The following is a 17,552-nucleotide window of genomic DNA, read 5'->3' on the forward strand; positions in this document are numbered from 1 at the left end:
CGTAGACTGCCGCGCGTGGCCAAGGTGACGCGGGATGATGTGGCAAAACTGGCGGGGACGTCCACCGCCGTCGTCAGTTACGTCATCAACAACGGACCGAGGCCGGTCGCCCCGGCCACGCGTGAGCGGGTGCTCGCCGCCATCAAGGAGCTCGGCTACCGGCCCGACCGGGTCGCGCAGGCGATGGCGTCCCGCCGCACCGACCTCATAGGTCTGATCGTGCCGGACACCCGGCAGCCGTTCTTCGCGGAGATGGCGCACGCCGTCGAACAGGCCGCGTCCGAGCGCGGCAAGATGGTGCTGGTCGGCAACGCCAACTACATCGACGAGCGCGAGGTGCACTACCTCCGCGCGTTCCTCGGGATGCGGGTGTCCGGGCTGATCCTGATCAGTCAGGGCCCCAGCGAGCACGCCGCCGCGGAGATCGAGGCGTGGGACGCCAGGGTGGTGCTGCTGCACCGCCGGCCGGACGCCATCGACGACGTCGCGGTGATGACCGACGACATCTGGGGCGCGCAGCTGGCGACCCGGCACCTCCTGGAGCACGGCCACGAGTACGTCGCCTTCCTGGGCGGCACCGAGGAGACCCCGAAGTCCGGCGACCCGGTCACCGACCACGTCGAGGGCTGGCGGCGGGCCATGCTGGAGTCCGGGCGCTCGACGGAGGGCCGCTACTTCCAGGCGCTCTACAACCGCTACGACGCCTACCAGGTCGCGCTGCGGCTGCTCTCCGGGCCGGACCGCCCGCCGGCCATCATGTGCGCCACCGACGACCAGGCCATCGGTGTGCTGCGGGCCGCCCGCGAGCTGCGGATCGACGTCCCCGGCGAGCTGGCGGTGGCCGGCTTCGACGACGTGAAGGAGGCCGCGCTCACCGATCCGCCGCTGACGACGGTGGCCTCGGACCGGCAGGCGATGGCCCGGGCGGCGGTGGACCTGGTGCTGGACGACGGGCTGCGGGTGGTCGGCTCGCGCCGCGAGCGGCTGCGGCAGTTCCCGTCGCGGCTGGTGGTGCGGCGGTCCTGCGGCTGCGGCGGCACTCCCTAGAGCGTGTCCGAGGAGTCAACGACCGTGCGGACGTGCGGCCTTATACCGGGCATACCCACTTCTGTTGGGTCTCTCAGGGCGTTCTCAGACGGTTCTCATGCAGCGGTCGCAGAGTCGTGGGCATGACCGAGAGCTACCGCCGCAGCGGCGAAGAGATGCCCCAGGACCGGCCGTACGCCTACGGCACCGAGTACGGCACCGGCCACAGCAGCGACCACGGCGCGGACCGCTTCCGCGGTGACGTGCCGCCGCCGCCCCCGTACACGCCGGACGCAGCGGTGGCGGGTGCTCCCGGTGCGCCGGAGCCGCGGCGCCGGGCCCGGCGGCCGATCGCGCTGATCGCCGCGGTGGCCCTGGCCTCGGGTCTGATCGGCGGCGGCAGCGCGGCGCTGATCGCGGGTGCCACGCAGCAGGGCGGCACGAGCGGCGGCGTCTCCACCTCGCTCGTCAACGCCGGGCAGAACACCGGCGGCGGTACCGGGGTCGCGGGGGTGGCCAAGGCGGTCAGCCCGGCCATCGTCGAGATCAAGGCGCGCACGGGCGGCGGCGAGTCCACCGGCTCCGGCGTGGTGATCACCAGCAGCGGCGAGATCGTCACCAACAACCACGTGGTGGCCGGCTCCCGCACGGTGAGCGTCACCTTCAGCGACGGCAGCAGGAAGGCCGCGACGGTCGTCGGCACCGACCCGGGCAAGGACCTGGCCCTGATCAAGGTCACCGGCGCCAAGGGGCTGACGCACGCGGTGCTCGGCGACTCCAGCAAGCTCGTGGTCGGCGACCCGGTCGTCGCGATCGGCTCGCCGGAGGGCCTCACCGGCTCGGTGACCAGCGGCATCGTCTCCGCGCTCAACCGCGATGTCTCCGTCCCCAAGGAGGACGGCCAGGGGCAGGGCCAGGGGCAGGGCGGCGGCCGTGGCTTCTTCGGCGGTGGCGGCGGCTGGCCGTTCGAGTTCGGCGGCAACCAGTACAACGGCGACACCGGCTCGTCCAAGACCACCTACAAGGCGATACAGACCGACGCCGCGCTCAACCCGGGCAACTCCGGCGGCGCCCTGATCAACATGCAGGGGCAGATCATCGGCATCAACTCGGCCATGTACTCGCCGAGTTCGTCGGACAGCAGCCAGGCGGGCAGCGTCGGCCTCGGCTTCGCCATCCCGATCAACACCGTCAAGGCCGACCTCGACACGCTGCGCAGCGGCGGCAACGGCGGGAACAGCGGGGTCTGAGCAGGGCCGGGCGGGCCTCCGGCCGGGGGCGCCGCCGGGCGGTGGAGAACCGCGGAGGGTTTTCCACAGGGCGTCCGTCCGCGCGGCATCCGTGTCAGGCTGAAGCCAGCAGCACAGGTCCAGCCGGCCGTCAGCAACGTCATCCGAGGTAGTCACGCACATGAGCCCCGCCGAGCACGGTGATCACCCCGCCCGCATCCTGATCGTCGACGACGAGCCCGCGGTCCGCGAGGCGCTCCAGCGCTCCCTCGCCTTCGAGGGGTACGGCACCGAGCAGGCCGTCGACGGACTGGACGCGGTGGAGAAGGTCGCCGCCTACGACCCCGAACTCATCGTGCTGGACGTGCTGATGCCCCGGATGGACGGACTGACCGCCGCCCGCCGGCTGCGGGCGAGCGGGGTGACCGTGCCGATCCTGATGCTGACCGCGCGGGACACCGTCGGTGACCGCGTCACCGGCCTCGACGCCGGCGCCGACGACTACCTCGTCAAACCCTTCGAGCTGGACGAGCTGCTGGCCCGGATCCGCGCCCTGCTGCGCCGCAGCGCGTACGCGGCGGCCGGCACCGCCCGGCCCGACGAGAGCGAGCTCCTGGGCTTCGCCGATCTGCGGATGAATCTCGCCACCCGCGAGGTGACCCGCGGCAACCGCCCGGTCGACCTGACCCGCACCGAGTTCACGCTCCTGGAGATGTTCCTGGCCCACCCCCGGCAGGTCCTCACCCGCGAGCAGATCCTCAAGGCCGTCTGGGGCTTCGACTTCGAACCGACCTCCAACTCCCTGGACGTGTACGTGATGTACCTCCGCCGCAAGACGGAGGCGGGCGGCGAGCCGCGGCTGGTCCACACCGTGCGCGGGGTGGGCTACGTCCTGCGGCTGGGGGGCGGTGCGGAATGAGCGGCACCGGCGACGCCCACCCGGCGCACGGCCGACCGATGGACGGGCAGGAGACGGACGGGCCGGCGGCCCACGAGCAGGCGGCCCACGGGCCGGCGGCCCACGGCCACCCGGCGCAGGGCCATGACGACCACGAGGCGCACGGCGTGCCCGGTGGGGAGACCTCGCCCCCGACGGGCGGCGTGCCCGGGCTGACGCGGTTCCGTCAGCTGCCGCTGCGCTCCCGGCTGTCGCTGCTCATCGCGGTCGCGGTGGCCTTCGCGGTGGCGCTGTCGGCCGCCGCCTGCTGGCTGATCACCCGCGACCGGCTCACCGAGCAGCTCGACACCACCCTCAGCACGGTCGACGTCCCCGGCGACTACGTCCAGGCGCTCGGCGCCCGCTGCGCCGGCACCCCGCTCAACGTCCGCTTCCAGCCCACCCCGTACACCATCCAGCTCGTCACCCCCTCCGGCTACGTCTGCACCTCGCCGAACAAGCAGCCCATCCCCGCCCAGCGGGCGGACGAGGCGGTCGCCGACGGCCGGCTGGCCAGCGCCGTCCACACCACCAAGGACGAGAACGGCACCCCGATGCGGGTCTCGACCGTCCCCTACCGCGGCCCGCTCACCGACATCCAGGGCAACCGGCTGGCGGTCTCCGTCGCCGCGCCGATGGACCAGGTCACCGACCCGCTCAACCAGCTCGCGCTGGTGCTGCTGGTCGTCGCCGGGGTCGGGGTGCTGGGCGCGGCGACGGCCGGGCTGTGGGTGGCCAGGGCGGCGCTGAAGCCCGTCGACCGGCTGACCGCCGCCGTGGAGCACGTCGCCCGCACTCAGGACCTCGCCATCCGCATCCCCACCGACGGCGAGGACGAGATCGCCCGCCTCTCCCGGTCGTTCAACGCGATGACCGCCGCGCTGGCCGCCTCCCGCGACCTCCAGCAGCAGCTGATCGCCGACGCCGGCCACGAGCTGCGCACGCCCCTGACGTCGCTGCGGACCAACATCGACCTCCTGGAGCGCAGCGAGCGCTCCGGCCGCCCGATCCCGGCCGCCGACAAGGAGGCCCTGCTCGCCTCGGTGAAGGCCCAGATGGGGGAGCTGGCGGCGCTCATCGGCGACCTCCAGGTCCTCTCCCGCCCACCGGAGACGGGCACCGCCGGCGGCACGGCGGCCGTCCGGGTGGTCGCCCTCCACGACATCGTCGGCACCGCGCTCGAACGAGCCAGGCTGCGTGGCCCCTCGCTCACCCTCACCGCCGACCTCGACCCCTGGTACGTCCGCGCCGAACCGCCCGCACTGGAGCGCGCGGTGGTCAACCTCCTCGACAACGCGGTGAAGTTCAGCCCCTCCGGCGGCACGGTCGAGATCCGGCTGACGGGCGGCGCGCTGACCGTCCGGGACCACGGCCCCGGCATCCCGCCCGAGGAACTCCCGCACGTCTTCGAGCGCTTCTGGCGCTCCCCGTCCGCCCGCAGCCTGCCCGGCAGCGGTCTGGGCCTGTCGATCGTGGCCCGCACGGCCGAGCAGGCCGGCGGCGGCGTACGCCTGCGCAACGCCCCCGGCGGCGGCACGGAGGCCCTGCTGACGATGCCGGGCGCGCCCACCCCGCCGCCGGACATACCGGGACGGGACGACGCGGGAGGCGAAGGGACGCCGCCCGGGCAGTTCCCCGGGCAGCCCCCCGAGCGGTGACGCCCCGGCCGGCTACTTCGCGGGTGCCTTCTCCGCCGTCCTGCCCTTGGCCGCGTCGCCGAACGGCAGGTCGGTGCCGGTCAGGTCGGCGTGGATGCCGTCGCTCTCCACGGTGATGTTGCGCAGCCGCACATCCCCCGGCGTCTTCGGAAGCTGGAAGGAGAGCGCCAGCCGGTCCGCGAGCTGAGGTTTCGTCAGGCCGGTGAGGGCGCCGAGCACCTTCGCGTCGATGCCGACCTTCTGGAGCAGCCAGGGGTGGTCCATGACCACGTCGACGAGGTTGACCTGCATCAGCTGGTGGACGAAGTGCGGCGAGCCGATCAGGTCGTGCAGCTTGTCGTCGCTGCGCAGGGCGTCGTCGAGGTACTCCTTGGGGATGCCGATCCGCTGGGCGATCGCCGGAATGCTGAGCATCGCCTTGACCTTGGCGGCCTGCCGGCTCAGCTCCGCGGCGCCCTTCCGGGTCAGCCGCAGGCCCTCCTCCTCGCCGGTGCCCGGCCGGTAGATCGCCATGTCGCCGATGTCCAGCCGCATCTGCCCGATCTCGGTGGAGATCCCCCGGTCGCCGATGCGCCGGATGCGCGCCTCGGCCCGTACGCGCAGGGTGTGCCCCGCGATGGGCAGCCGGCCGTCGGCGCGCACCCCGTTGGCCCCCAGCGCGCTGAACTTCACCTGGGAGGCGCCCAGTTCGCGGTTCATGTCGTCGAAGGCGAGCAGCACGCTGCCGTGCATCTGGCCGATGGTGGCGCCCTTGATGGCGCTCGGCAGATCGCCGTCGAGCCGGATGTCCCGCGCCGTGGCCGCCACTTTCGCCAGCGAGACCCGGTCCGCCGCGACGTCCGGGATCACCACGTCGACCTGGTCCAGCCGCTTGTCGAAGACCTGGGTGAGGAACGGGAAGCCGTGGATGTCCACCTCGGGCCGGGCGTGCAGGTGCAGGGCCGTCTTCACCTGCTCCTCGGCCTTGTTCTGCGCGTACAGCACGGCGAACCGGTCGCCGAGCGCGAGCACCCCCGCGCAGGCGGCCAGCGCGACCAGCGCCTTGATGGTGCGCGGGACGGCGGCGAAGCGGCTGACGCCCCGCTTCAGCTTCCGGTGGTTCGGGGGCGACCAGGTGTCGTCCTCGTCGTCCGAGCGCAGGCCCAGCCCCAGCGGATCGTCGTCGGTGGCACGGTCGGCGAAACGGCCGCTCCCGTGAGGTGACGGGTCGTAACCCGCCGTGTTCCCCGACCCGTTGTGGCCGCCACGTACGTCGTAGCCGCCCTGACCGTCGTAGCTGCCGCGACCGTCATAGCCGTCGTGACGGTCGTGGCTGCCGTGACTGTCATAGCCGTCGTCACGGCCGTCATGGCTGTCCTGGCCGTACGCACCCGGCTCCGGGTCGGCGAGTGCGGCCAGATCCGCGTACGGATTGGCCGGGCCGACCTGCGGGAGTTCTCTGGTGTCGCCCTGCGGATGCGCTCCGAAGCCGTCCTGCTGCGGTCTGTGCGGATGCCCGGCTATGTGGGGCTGGTCGCCGGCCTCGGAAGCGGAGGCGGCCGGGCGTGCCGCTGGGGACGAGGGTGACGACATGCGGGTGGGGGTTCGCATCAGCACATCCCACCATGAGCGGCACCCGGCAGCGCAAGTCATGCTCACGGAATGTGAGGAACGCGAAAGACGTCCGGCCGTCCTTGGCGAAATCTTGCCGCGCTCTTGTGCCCCGCTGAACTACCGTCACTGAACCACCGTCGATCTTGACCGACACCCCGGCGGGCTTCCGCCGCCATCTTCGCGCCCCTCTGGAGGAGCCCGTGATCGTCGTCACCGGAGCAACCGGCAATATCGGCCGCCGTCTTGTGGACCGCCTGCTGGAGGAGGGCGTCGCGGTCCGCGCCCTCACCAGGGACCCCGCCCGTGCCGCCCTCCCCGACCGGGCCGAGGTGGTCCGCGCCGACCTCGCCGAGGACACCGACCTCGCCCCGCTCCTGGCCGGTGCCGACGCCCTCTTCCTCAACCTCGCGGCCGGCGGCGCCGAGTCCGCGCAGCGGCTGATCGACGCCGCCGTGCGGGCGAACGTCCCCCGCATCGTCCTCAACTCCTCCCAGGGGGTGAGCGACACACCCGCCGACGAGACCAACTTCATCTCCCGTATGCACGCCACCGTGGAGCGCGCGGTCCGCGCGTCCGGCGTGGAGTGGACCTTCCTGCGCGGCGGCAACTACGCCACCAACGCGCTCGGCTGGGCCCCGGCGATCCGCGCGACCGGCGTGGTCCGCGACGCGCACCCGGACGCCCAGGGTGCGCCGGTCCACGAGGCCGACCTCGCGGACGTCGCCGCCGTCGCCCTCCTGGACCGCACCGGCGCCCACGTCCACCGCATCCACCGCCTCACCGGCCCCGAGGTGCTCACCAACGCCCAGCAGGTCGCCGTCATCGCCGAGGCCGTCGGCCGCCCCGTGCGCATCGAGCGGATCTCGGAGGAGGAGGCCGCGGAGGCGATGGCCGGCCCGCACTTCCCGCTGGCGGCCGCCCGCGAACTCGTCGGCCTCTTCGGCTCGACGGTGGACGCCCCGGCCTTCCCGGTGACCGACACGGTCGAACGCGTCACCGGCCGCCCGGCCCGCACCTTCGCCCAGTGGGCCCGGGACCACGCGGCGGACTTCTCCTGACGGCGACGCCCGGTTGTTCTTCGCCGGGTACACGAACTACTTCCTGTGGACGCCGCAGCAGCCCGCGTTCGCGGCGACGTTGCGTTGCCGCACCTGAAGCGGTACGAGTCGGGCGGGATGCCCGACCGGTTCGTGGAGCACGCGGAGGAACTGTGGGCGGGGGCGGCGGCGGTGTGACCTCGATGCCTGGAAGAGCCGTCGTGCGGCCGTGAGGGTCGTTCGTACCGTTTTCGCGGCTGACGCCCTCCGTGTGGTCGTGGTGTACGCGGCCATACAGGAGGGTGCGGGCCCCGGTCCCGATCGGGCCACGTTCGGGTATGGGCGGGGCCATGAACGTAAAGCGCAGCCCAATCCCGTATCCGGGACCCGTTAAAGATCCTTTCCCTGCCGTGGCTCCCGGCGTACTCCTGAAGCCTTGTGTGTGATCGGACGGGGGGAGCGGGATGAGCGGGCAGTTCGGCGTCGAGCCGACGGCACTGACGGATCTGGCGGACAAGTTCGACCTGCAGGCGACGGATCTGGACGGCCCGATCCGTTCCTTCGCGGCGACGTCGGCGGAGGTCGGGGAGGCGTTCGGGATCCTCGGTGCCTGCGACGGCGCGATGGAGAAGTACCAGACGCTGCTGAGCAGCACGATCAAGGCGCTGGGTCAGCTGCCCCAGGTGCTCAACAGTGACGCCGACCGGCTGCGGATCAACGCGTCCCAGTACGCGGAGGCGGACCAGGCGGCCGTCGGCCACCTCCAGGCCGTGCCCCGTTACCAGGCGGTGTGACGGTGAGCGTCAACAGCTGGATCGACGGCAAGGTCCTGGAGATCCTCCAGGCGTTCGGTGTGGAGTTGCCCGGCGGCAACGGCGACACGCTTCGCGAGATCGCCCGCGGCTGGGACGCCATGGGCAATGACCTGACCAAGGTCGTAGGGGCTCTCGACCGCGCCGTCGACGGCGTCGACAAGCAGGGCTGGCACGGCGCGGCCCGGGACGCCTTCGAGAAGCACTGGCAGGACCAGAAGAAGACCGTCACCGACGTCGCGAACAACTTCCACCATGTCGCGGACGGGCTGCGGGAGTTCGCCGGCGAGATCGACAAGATCAACGAAGAGATCATCGACATCTGCGTGCAGATCGCCGAGATGGAGGTGCTCGGCGCCGCGCTGTCCGTGTTCACCGGATTTCTCTCCGACCTCGTCGCCAACACGGCCGTCGCCGCGAAGGTCGCCAAGGTCGTGGACCTGGTGAAGCTGTTCACCTCGGCGGCCGAGAAGGTGGCGGCGCTGCTGGAGCGCTTCGGCGGCATGAGCGCGGAGACCGCGGCGACGTTGGAGAAGATGCTCACCGCGGTGGCCCGGATCGGCGGCAAGTTCCTCATGAAGGGCGCGGAGAGCTTCGCCACGAACTTCGTCGCCGACTCGGGCAGCATGATGATCAACCAGGCGCTCACCGGTCAGCCGGTGACGGTGGGCAAGGATTTCAAGACCGCCGGCAAGGAAGCCGCGGGCACAGCCGTGTTCACCGCCGGCGGAGCGTCGTTTGCGGAGGGTGCGAAGCTGACGGGCGCGGTCGGCAAAGTGCTCAGCGGTGAGGGCCGGGCGGGCAACACCGTCAATGGTGCGTTCGGCAATGTGGTCGGCGGTCTCACCGCCGATTTGACGGACGACGAGAAGGGCGGTGCGGACACCGTGTGGGATGTGGGGACGAACGCCGTCACCGGTGCCCTCGGAAACCACGCCGGCGACCGCCTTCTCGGCGGCATGGAGGGGCACAGCCTCGGCGGCGAGAACGTTGCCGAACACCACAGGTTCAAGGACACGATGTACCGGGACGGCTTCGGCACCGGACTCAACACGGCGATCTACGAAGGCGGCGGCGGGATCGAGTCCGACCTCCAGGGCCTCGACAAGGACATGGACGAAGCCGAGAAGGAGGCGGGTTAGGCCGTGCTCCAAGAGGCCGGCACCGTGATCCTGGCCGGGGTCGCGCACATCCCGAAACACGATCCTGGCTGGGGCGGCACGTTCCAGTTGCTCCTGGGGTTCTTCGTCGGGTGCCCGATCACCGTTGCCGGTGTCTACCTGACCGTCGGCCTCTGGCGCGTCAAGGAAGGGAAGACCTGGTTCAACCATCTGTTCGGGCCGCTGGTCTTCGTCATCGGTCTGGCCGTCGCCGTCCCCTGTTTCGGCTTCGCCTTCCACCTGCTGTGACGCGTGTGCCGACCGCGGCGGCCCCGGCCGCCCGCCGCACGGGCGGACGGCCGGGGCCGTAGGTGTGGGGACGGGCGACCCGAACGGCCGCCCGCAGGCGGCTACTTCACCACCGTGATCCGATCGGCCTTCGGCGGGGCGAGGGGGTTGGTCGGGGACGAGTGGGCCGTCAGGTAGGCGGTGAGGGCGTCCAGGTCGGAGGGGCCGACGTACTTGTGGGTGCCCTGCTTCAGCGCGGGGAAGCCGTCGCCGCCACCGGCCAGGAACTCGTTCATGGCGACCCGGTAGGTCTTGGCGGGGTCCAGGGCGGCGCCGTCGAGCCTGACCGAGTCGGCGACGACGCGGGCGGCGCCGGTCCTGGTCATGTCGAGGGTGTAGGTGAGGCCCTCGGAGATCTGGAGGATCTTGGGGGACGCCTCGTTGGGGCCGCTGACCTGCTGCTGGAGGGCGGTCAGGAGCTGGGCGCCGGTCAGGTCCACGACGTTGGTCATGTTGGTGAACGGCTGGACGGTGAACGCCTCGCCGTAGGTGACGACGCCGTCGCCCTCGTTGCCCGACGCCTTGTACGCGAGGTCGGAGCGGATGCCGCCGGGGTTCATCAGGGCGAGTTGGGCGCCGCCCTTGTCGGGGGCCCTGGTGGCGGCCCGTTGGGCGTCGGCGACGAGGTCGCCGAGGGGCTCCTCGGGGGTGCCGGCGCCGCGGCCGTTGATGTCGGCGGAGATGTACCCGACCGGCTTGTTCGCCACAGGCGCGGCCAGCTTGTTCCAGCGGGCGATCAGGGACGTCATGTCCGCGGCCTTGGGCCCGGTGCGGTCGACGACGTGGTTGGCGGCGTGCGGGCCGTGGACCGCCGTGCGCACGATGTCGTGGGTGCGGCGGTCGTAGGTGAGCGTGGTGTCGGTGTAGAGCCGGCCGTAGGAGGCGGCGGAGGTGACCGTGCGGGGGTGGCCGGCCGGGTCCGGGATGGTGCAGGTGTAGGACTGGTGGGTGTGGCCGGTGACCAGGGCGTCGACCTTGGGGGTGACGTGCTTGGCGATGTCGACGATCGGGCCCGAGATGCCTGCGCCCGGGCCGGGGCTGTCGCAGTCGTAGTTGTACGACGTGGAGGCGGGCATGCCGCCCTCGTGGATCAGGGCGACGATCGCCTTGACGCCCTGGCGGTCGAGGATCTTGGCGTACTTGTTGATCGTCTCGACCTCGCCGTGGAAGGTCAGACCCTTGACGCCGTCGGCGTTGACGATGTCCGGTGTGCCCTTGAGCGTCACGCCGATGAAGCCGATCTTGACGCCCTTGTGCTGCCAGACCGTGTACGGCTTGAGGATCGGCTTGCCGGTCCGGTCGTCGGTGACGTTGGCGGCGAGGTAGGGGAAGTCGGCGCCCTTGAAGGTCTTCCCCTTCTCGTAGCAGCCGTCCTTGGGGTGGCAGCCGCCGCGCTGCATCCGGGTCAACTCGGCCCGGCCCTCGTCGAATTCGTGGTTGCCGACGGAGGTGACGTCGAGGCCGAGCCTGTTCATCGCCTCGATGGTCGGCTCGTCGTGGAAGAGGCCGGAGAGCAGCGGGCTGGCGCCGATGAGGTCGCCGGCCGCCGCGGTGACGGAGTACGGGTGGCCCTTGCGGGCGGTGCGGAGGGACTGCGCCAGGTACTCGACGCCGCCGGCCGGGATCGTCTTCCGGGACCCGTCGGCCTGGAGCTGCTCGACGGTGCCGGAGGAGCCCTGCGGCGGTTCGAGGTTGCCGTGGAAGTCGTTGAAGGAGAGCAGCTGGACGTCGACCGTGCCGGCCGGGCGGTGGGCGCGGCCGCTGTCGGCGCCGGCGGGCCCGGCGGTGGCAGCAGGGGTCGCGGCGTAAGCCGCTCCAGTGGAGCCGGTGCTTGCAACGGGGCCCGCGGCGGTGGCGAGCACGGCGGCGCCGGCCGCCAATCTGCGGGCGAGACCGTGGCGTTGGGATGTCGGTGGCATGGTTCCCCTCCGTTGATGCTGCTGAGCGGGGGCAGCATATTGTCGACGCGCGTAGCGGAACAGGGGCGGCGGCTCACGGCCCGGTGGCCGGGCGGTGGCGATGCGGGGCGCGGCGGGCGTCCGCGCCGCCTCCATGACGCCGCGGCAGCGTCGTACGCTTCAGGCATGACTGACGCTGCACAGGAGATGGGCCGGGCCGGACGCAGGATCCAGGTGGTCGACGAGCTCGCGCCGGAAGGGGCCGCGGCCGTCCTCGAACTGATCGAACGGGCCGCGCGGACGGACGGGCAGCCGGCCGTGTCCGAGCAGGGACGGCTCCAGCTGCGGGGCGGCCGGCGGGTGGGCGTACGGCATCTGCTGGTGTATGCGCCGGGAGAGAGCGGTGAGGAGCTGGTCGGTTACGGGCAGCTGGAGGACACCGACCCGGTGGAGGCGCCGGCCGCCGAACTGGTCGTCCACCCGGGGTACCGCGGCCGCGGCCACGGCCGGGCGCTCGGCGGCGAGCTGCTGGTCCAGTCCGGGCGCCGGTTGCGGGTGTGGGCGCACGGCGGGCACCCGGCCGCCCGGCATCTGGCGCAGACGCTGGGCCTGACGATGTTCCGCGAGCTGCGGCAGATGCGGCGGCCGCTGGCCGACCTCGACCTGTCGGAGCCGGTGCTCCCGGAGGGGGTGACGGTGCGGACGTTCCAGCCGGACGGCGACGACGCGGCCTGGTTGGAGGTCAACGCCGAGGCTTTCGCGCACCATCCCGAGCAGGGCTCGCTGACCCAGCGCGACCTCGACGACCGCAAGGCCGAGCCGTGGTTCGACCCCAAGGGCTTCTTCCTCGCCGAGCGGGACGGCCGGCTGGTCGGCTTCCACTGGACGAAGGTGCACGCCGAAGAGGGCCTGGGCGAGGTGTACGTCCTCGGGGTGCGGCCGGGCGCGCAGGGCGGCGGCCTGGGCAAGGCGCTGACCTCGATCGGGCTGCGGCACCTGGCGGCGCAGGGGCTGGCCACCGCGATGCTCTACGTGGACGCGGACAACGCGGCCGCGGTGACGGTGTACGAGCGGCTGGGGTTCGAGACGCACGAGACGGACCTGATGTACCGGTCGGAGACGTGATCCCGGGGGCGGGGCGGTCGGGGGCGGTGTCGGCCGCCGCCCCGCCGTCGGCACACCGCCGTCATGCCTCCCGGGCCCGCTGTCCCTGGGGCTGCTGCTCCTGCTGGTGCCCCGGCTCCCGCCGGTGCTCCTGTTTCCGCTGGTCGTGCCACTCGCGCGCCAGCATCGCGTAGATCACCTCGTCGCTCCACCCGCCGTCCAGGAACTCGTTCTCCCGCAGATGGCCCTCGCGGCGCATGCCCAGGCGCTCCAGCAGCCGGGCGGAGGCGGTGTTGCGGCCGTCCAACTCGGCCTGGATCCGGTGCAGTCCGAGCTCCTCGAAGCCCAGCCTCAGCAGCGCGCGGGCGGCCTCGGTGGCGTAGCCGTGGCCGGCGTGGTCGGGGTTGAAGACGTAGCCGATGCGGCCCTGGCGGTGCTCGCGGCGCGTGTAGACGAACGTCACGTCGCCGACCAGCGTGTGGGTCTCCCGCAGCACGACGGCGAGCTGGAGGAAGTCGCCGGACTCGCGCAGCGTGGTGCGGGTCGCCTTCTCGGCGACGAAGGCGCGGGAGGCGGCCTCGTCGTGCGGGCCTCCGTAGAGGTAACGGCAGACCTCGGGGCGGCGCCGGTAGGCGTGGACGGCATCGAAGTCGTCGTGGCGCACCGGGCGGAGGTCCAGGCGCTCGGTCCGCAGCGGGTAGTCGGGGGTGAACGGGAGCGGTGGCAGCGGGGGTATGGAGGACGTGGAAGGTCTGAGCACGCGCTCAGCGTAGGCAGCGGGCGTGGACGGCGCAGCGGACTTTCCCGGATGCGGCCGTGGCATCGGTCCGACTTCCGATTCCGATGCTTTGCCCGCATTGGCGGCTGTGAAGATCGTCGAGGGGCGGGCCGGCCGGGCGGCACCTGGGAGTGGTGTCCCGCTTGCCCGGTCGCCATGTCCTCGTTACCAGCGGTTCAACATCAGTTGCAAGCATCACTGAATGCAGCCCGCTGTGCCGAACGTCCCCAGTCCGCGGCTCGAAGTCGCGCCGCCGCCCTCTGGCGCGCCTGGAAGCGCCCGAGCGCGGAAGAATAAGGACATGAAGCAGCAGCGCAGCGCTCAGGCCCCGGCCCAGCCCGAGATGCCCGCCCAGGAACCGCCGAGGGCGGCAGGTTCTGCGATGCCGCAGCCCCCGGTGCAGCAGCCCCCGGTGCAGCAGCCGTCCGTGGGCTCGATCGCCGCGCACCGCCCGCACGCCGTCCGGCGCGCCGTCTCCGGGCTGGAACCCGACCTGGACGCCGATCCGGACGCGTACGACGACCACGGCGTCCCGGGTGCGAACGGCGAGGAACTGCCCAGCGGCCGCTTCCTGGACCGCGAGCGCAGCTGGCTGGGGTTCAACGAGCGGGTGCTGGAGCTGGCCGAGGACCCGGCCACCCCGCTCCTGGAACGCGCCAATTTCCTGGCGATCTTCGCCAGCAATCTGGACGAGTTCTTCATGGTCCGGGTCGCGGGCCTCAAGCGCCGGATCGCCACCGGCGTCGCCACCCGCTCGGCCTCCGGGCTCCAGCCCCGCGAGGTGCTGGACCAGATCTGGACGCGCTCCCGCGAGCTGATGGCGCGGCACGCCGCCTGCTTCCAGCAGGACGTCGCGCCGGAGCTGGCCGATCAGGGCATCCACCTGATCCGCTGGCCCGATCTGGCGGAGAAGGAGCAGGCCCGGCTGTTCACGCTGTTCCGGCAGCAGATCTTCCCGGTGCTCACGCCGCTGGCCGTGGACCCCGCGCACCCCTTCCCGTACATCTCCGGGCTGTCGCTGAATCTCGCGGTGGTCGTCCGCAATCCGGTCAGCGGGCATGATCACTTTGCGCGAGTGAAGGTTCCCCCGCTGCTCTCGCGCTTCCTGGAAGCGTCCCCGCAGCGCTACGTCCCCATCGAGGACGTGATCGCCGCCCACCTGGAGGAGCTGTTCCCGGGGATGGAGGTGCGGGCGCACCACATGTTCCGGGTGACCCGCAACGAGGACCTGGAGGTGGAGGAGGACGACGCCGAGAACCTCCTCCAGGCCCTGGAGAAGGAGCTGATGCGGCGGCGCTTCGGGCCGCCGGTCCGCCTGGAGGTCGAGGAGAGCATCGACCCGGCCGTGCTGGACCTGCTCGTCCAGGAGCTGAAGGTCTCCGAGGCCGAGGTCTACCCGCTGCCCGGGCCGCTCGACCTGACCGGCCTGTTCGGGATCGGGGCGCTGGACCGCCCGGAGCTGAAGTACCCCAAGTTCGTGGCGGGCACCCACCGCGACCTGGCCGAGGTGGAGTCGGCGTCCGCGCCCGACATCTTCGCCGCGCTGCGCAACCGCGACGTCCTGCTGCACCACCCCTACGACTCCTTCTCCACCTCCGTGCAGGCGTTCCTGGAGCAGGCCGCCGCCGACCCGAACGTGCTCGCCATCAAGCAGACCCTCTACCGCACCTCCGACCACTCCCCGATCGTCGACGCCCTGATAGACGCCGCGGAGTCCGGCAAGCAGGTGCTCGTCCTGGTGGAGATCAAGGCGCGCTTCGACGAACAGGCCAACATCAAGTGGGCCCGCAAGCTGGAGGAGTCCGGCTGCCATGTCGTCTACGGCCTGGTCGGGCTCAAGACCCACTGCAAGCTCTCCCTGGTGGTGCGCCAGGAGGGCGAGACCCTGCGCCGGTACTCCCACGTGGGCACCGGCAACTACCACCCCAAGACGGCCAGGCTGTACGAGGACCTCGGGCTGCTGACCGCGGACCCGCAGGTGGGAGCCGACCTCTCCGACCTCTTCAACCGCCTCAGCGGCTACTCCCGGCGGGAGACCTACCGTCGGCTGCTGGTGGCGCCCACGTCGCTGCGCGACGGGCTGGTCAAGCGGATCAACAAGGAGGCCGCGCACCACCGCGCCGGCCGCCCCGCCTACGTCCGGATCAAGGTCAACTCCATGGTCGACGAGGCGGTCATCGACGCGCTCTACCGGGCCTCGCAGGCCGGGGTGCCGGTCGACATCTGGGTGCGCGGCATCTGCGCGCTGCGCCCCGGGGTGCCCGGACTGAGCGAGACCATCCGGGTCCGCAGCATCCTCGGCCGCTTCCTGGAGCACTCCCGGGTCTTCGCCTTCGGCAACGGCGGCGAGCCCGAAGTGTGGCTGGGCAGCGCCGACATGATGCACCGCAACCTCGACCGGCGGATCGAGGCGCTGGTGCGGGTCACCGACCCGGCCCACCGGGCGGCCCTCAACCGCCTGCTGGAGACCGGGACCTCGGACACCACCTCGTCCTGGCACCTCGGCCCGGACGGCGACTGGACCCGGCACGCGGTGGACGCGGACGGCACCCCGCTGCGGAACGTACAGGAAATGCTCATCGACGCCCGGAGGCGCCGGCGTGGCCCAGCGACATGACCGGCCGGCCGGGGAGCCGCGGCCCGGTCTCCTCGGTACCGGCACGGGAAGCGGAATCGGAAGCGCAATCGGATACGAGCCCGGCCGCGCGCCGGGGGCCTGCGCCGCAGTGGTGGACGGGCCGGGGGACGGTGTGTACGGGGACCGGGTGTACGGGGAGGCGCTGCACGGGACGGACGGGGGTCCGTACGGGATGCGGAGCGGGGAGGCTGCCAACGGGGCGGCGTACGGGGGCGGCGGCCCCGGGCCCGGGCTCGCCGGGCGGACGGCCGAGGAGGTGCTGGCCGGCTACCTGCACCGGCACTCCGCGGACTTCCTGCGCAGTCTGCGGCTCCACCGGGAGGCCGGGCCGGACGCGGCGGGCGCGGGCGAGGCGGCCCGGCAGCTGCGCCGCGCCGCCCGCCGGATCAGCGCCACGCTCTACACCTTCCGGCCGCTGACCGAGGAGGTCTGGGCCGATCAACTCCGTACCGAACTGGGGTGGTTGAGCGGCACGTTCGCCCGCGAGCAGGCGTGCGTGGCACGCCGCGACCGGCTGATGGCGGCGCTCCAGCGGCTGACCGGGCGGGGCGAGCGCCCGGCCGAGCGGGGCGGCCGTGGGGCCCGGGGCGGCGGCCGGAGCGCCCGGGACGCCCGCCCGGTCGCGTCCGCCGCGGCCACCCCCGGTGCAAGCACCGGCTCCACTGGAGCGGGTTACGCCGCGCCCCCTGCCGCCGAGCCGGACGAGGAGAGCGCGCTGGCCGTCGGCGCGGCGCGGGCCGGCGCGCTGCTCGACCGGCAGCTCACCCTCGCCCGCACGCGCGCCCACTCCGCCGCGCTCCAGGCACTCGGCTCGTCCCGCTTCCACGCCGTCGCGGACGCGGTGGCGGTGCTGGCCTCCGAGGCGCCGCTGGCCCGCCGGGCCGCCGAACTGTCCGCCGCGGACGCGCTGCCGCCGCTCGCCGAGCAGGCGCACCGCCGGCTCGCCGAGGCGGTCGCCACCCTGCCGCTGGCCCGCGCCGGCCACCCGTACAACGCCGCCGCGCTCGCCGTGGACCCGCACCAGGACGCGCCCTGGCACCAGGTCCGCCAGCTGATCCGGCTGAGCCACTACGGCCGGGAGGTGGTGGCCCCGGACGCGAGCGACCCCCGGCTGACCGCGTCCGGCCGGGCCCTCGCGCAGCACCGCGACGCCGCCGAGGCCGCCGCCGCTGCCGCCGCCGCGGCCCGTACACCGCGGATCGCGCCGGCCACCGCGTACGCGCTGGGCGTGCTCCACGCCGACCAGCGGCACGAGGTCGAGGCGGCCCGCTACGCCTTCGGGCGGGTGTGGCTGCCGGGCCCGTCCACCGAGCGCACCGGCTGAACGGGAGCGACGGGAGCGACGGGAGCGACGGGCGAGACGTGAAAGACAGGCGGGACGGGAGAAGAGACGG

Annotated in this window: 15 protein-coding genes; 12 read left to right on the forward strand and 3 right to left on the reverse strand. The window is 72.6% G+C overall.

Annotation, left to right across the window (positions count from 1 at the left end):
- Window positions 1-15 precede the first annotated feature (15 nt).
- The 4 genes from K2224_RS09170 to K2224_RS09185 all read left to right on the forward strand — a co-directional run bounded on the left by K2224_RS09170 (window position 16) and on the right by K2224_RS09185 (window position 4,850).
- Window positions 16-1,047: a LacI family DNA-binding transcriptional regulator gene (locus K2224_RS09170; RefSeq protein ID WP_221906095.1), complete on the forward strand. Its 1,032-nt coding sequence runs from the start codon at window positions 16-18 to the stop codon at window positions 1,045-1,047.
- A gap of 122 nt (window positions 1,048-1,169) precedes the next feature.
- Entirely contained in the window at window positions 1,170-2,276 is a 1,107-nt protein-coding gene (locus K2224_RS09175; RefSeq protein ID WP_221906096.1) for a S1C family serine protease, read from the forward strand.
- Window positions 2,277-2,436: 160 nt separating this feature from the next.
- Window positions 2,437-3,174, forward strand: coding sequence for a response regulator transcription factor (locus tag K2224_RS09180; RefSeq protein ID WP_221906097.1), 738 nt, complete (start codon window positions 2,437-2,439; stop codon window positions 3,172-3,174).
- Complete coding sequence (locus K2224_RS09185; RefSeq protein WP_260692418.1) at window positions 3,171-4,850, forward strand: cell wall metabolism sensor histidine kinase WalK; 1,680 nt, start codon at window positions 3,171-3,173, stop codon at window positions 4,848-4,850. Before K2224_RS09180 ends, K2224_RS09185 begins: the two co-directional genes overlap by 4 nt.
- Window positions 4,851-4,862: 12 nt before the next feature.
- Here K2224_RS09185 and K2224_RS09190 read toward each other — a convergent pair whose 3' ends face one another.
- Complete coding sequence (locus K2224_RS09190) at window positions 4,863-6,440, reverse strand: DUF2993 domain-containing protein (protein WP_260692419.1); 1,578 nt, start codon at window positions 6,438-6,440, stop codon at window positions 4,863-4,865.
- Between the two features lie 146 nt (window positions 6,441-6,586).
- Here K2224_RS09190 and K2224_RS09195 point away from each other — a divergent pair, with 146 nt between their 5' ends.
- The 5 genes from K2224_RS09195 to K2224_RS09210 all read left to right on the forward strand — a co-directional run bounded on the left by K2224_RS09195 (window position 6,587) and on the right by K2224_RS09210 (window position 9,701).
- On the forward strand, window positions 6,587-7,501 hold the full coding sequence (locus K2224_RS09195) for an NAD(P)H-binding protein (protein WP_313904765.1): 915 nt from the start codon (window positions 6,587-6,589) through the stop codon (window positions 7,499-7,501).
- Window positions 7,502-7,546: 45 nt separating this feature from the next.
- Window positions 7,547-7,678, forward strand: coding sequence for a hypothetical protein (locus K2224_RS40345; protein ID WP_260692420.1), 132 nt, complete (start codon window positions 7,547-7,549; stop codon window positions 7,676-7,678).
- A gap of 266 nt (window positions 7,679-7,944) precedes the next feature.
- The gene (locus K2224_RS09200; RefSeq protein ID WP_221906098.1) at window positions 7,945-8,274 is read left to right on the forward strand and encodes a type VII secretion target; all 330 of its coding nucleotides are present in this window, start codon (window positions 7,945-7,947) and stop codon (window positions 8,272-8,274) included.
- Window positions 8,275-8,276: 2 nt separating this feature from the next.
- A complete protein-coding gene (locus K2224_RS09205; protein ID WP_221906099.1) occupies window positions 8,277-9,434 on the forward strand; it encodes a WXG100 family type VII secretion target in 1,158 nt (385 codons plus the stop codon).
- Between the two features lie 3 nt (window positions 9,435-9,437).
- On the forward strand, window positions 9,438-9,701 hold the full coding sequence (locus tag K2224_RS09210) for a hypothetical protein (RefSeq protein WP_221906100.1): 264 nt from the start codon (window positions 9,438-9,440) through the stop codon (window positions 9,699-9,701).
- Between the two features lie 101 nt (window positions 9,702-9,802).
- Here K2224_RS09210 and K2224_RS09215 read toward each other — a convergent pair whose 3' ends face one another.
- Window positions 9,803-11,659, reverse strand: a complete 1,857-nt coding sequence (locus tag K2224_RS09215; protein WP_221906101.1) for a bifunctional UDP-sugar hydrolase/5'-nucleotidase — start codon at window positions 11,657-11,659, stop codon at window positions 9,803-9,805.
- Window positions 11,660-11,824: 165 nt separating this feature from the next.
- Between K2224_RS09215 and mshD the strand changes: the two genes are divergently transcribed.
- Window positions 11,825-12,763 (forward strand): mycothiol synthase, encoded by a 939-nt coding sequence (gene mshD, locus K2224_RS09220; protein ID WP_221906102.1) that lies wholly within the window; start codon window positions 11,825-11,827, stop codon window positions 12,761-12,763.
- A 61-nt stretch (window positions 12,764-12,824) separates the two neighbouring features.
- Here the strand turns inward: mshD and K2224_RS09225 are convergent, their stop codons facing one another.
- Window positions 12,825-13,502, reverse strand: a complete 678-nt coding sequence (locus K2224_RS09225) for a GNAT family N-acetyltransferase (protein WP_221906103.1) — start codon at window positions 13,500-13,502, stop codon at window positions 12,825-12,827.
- A gap of 319 nt (window positions 13,503-13,821) precedes the next feature.
- Between K2224_RS09225 and K2224_RS09230 the strand changes: the two genes are divergently transcribed.
- Together K2224_RS09230 and K2224_RS09235 are read left to right on the forward strand one after the other, a co-directional pair.
- Window positions 13,822-16,137 (forward strand): RNA degradosome polyphosphate kinase, encoded by a 2,316-nt coding sequence (locus K2224_RS09230; protein ID WP_221906104.1) that lies wholly within the window; start codon window positions 13,822-13,824, stop codon window positions 16,135-16,137.
- Window positions 16,138-16,330: 193 nt separating this feature from the next.
- Window positions 16,331-17,482, forward strand: a complete 1,152-nt coding sequence (locus tag K2224_RS09235) for a CHAD domain-containing protein (RefSeq protein WP_398203057.1) — start codon at window positions 16,331-16,333, stop codon at window positions 17,480-17,482.
- Window positions 17,483-17,552: the final 70 nt, after the last annotated feature.

Source organism: Streptomyces sp. BHT-5-2 (assembly GCF_019774615.1).
GTDB lineage: Bacteria > Actinomycetota > Actinomycetes > Streptomycetales > Streptomycetaceae > Streptomyces.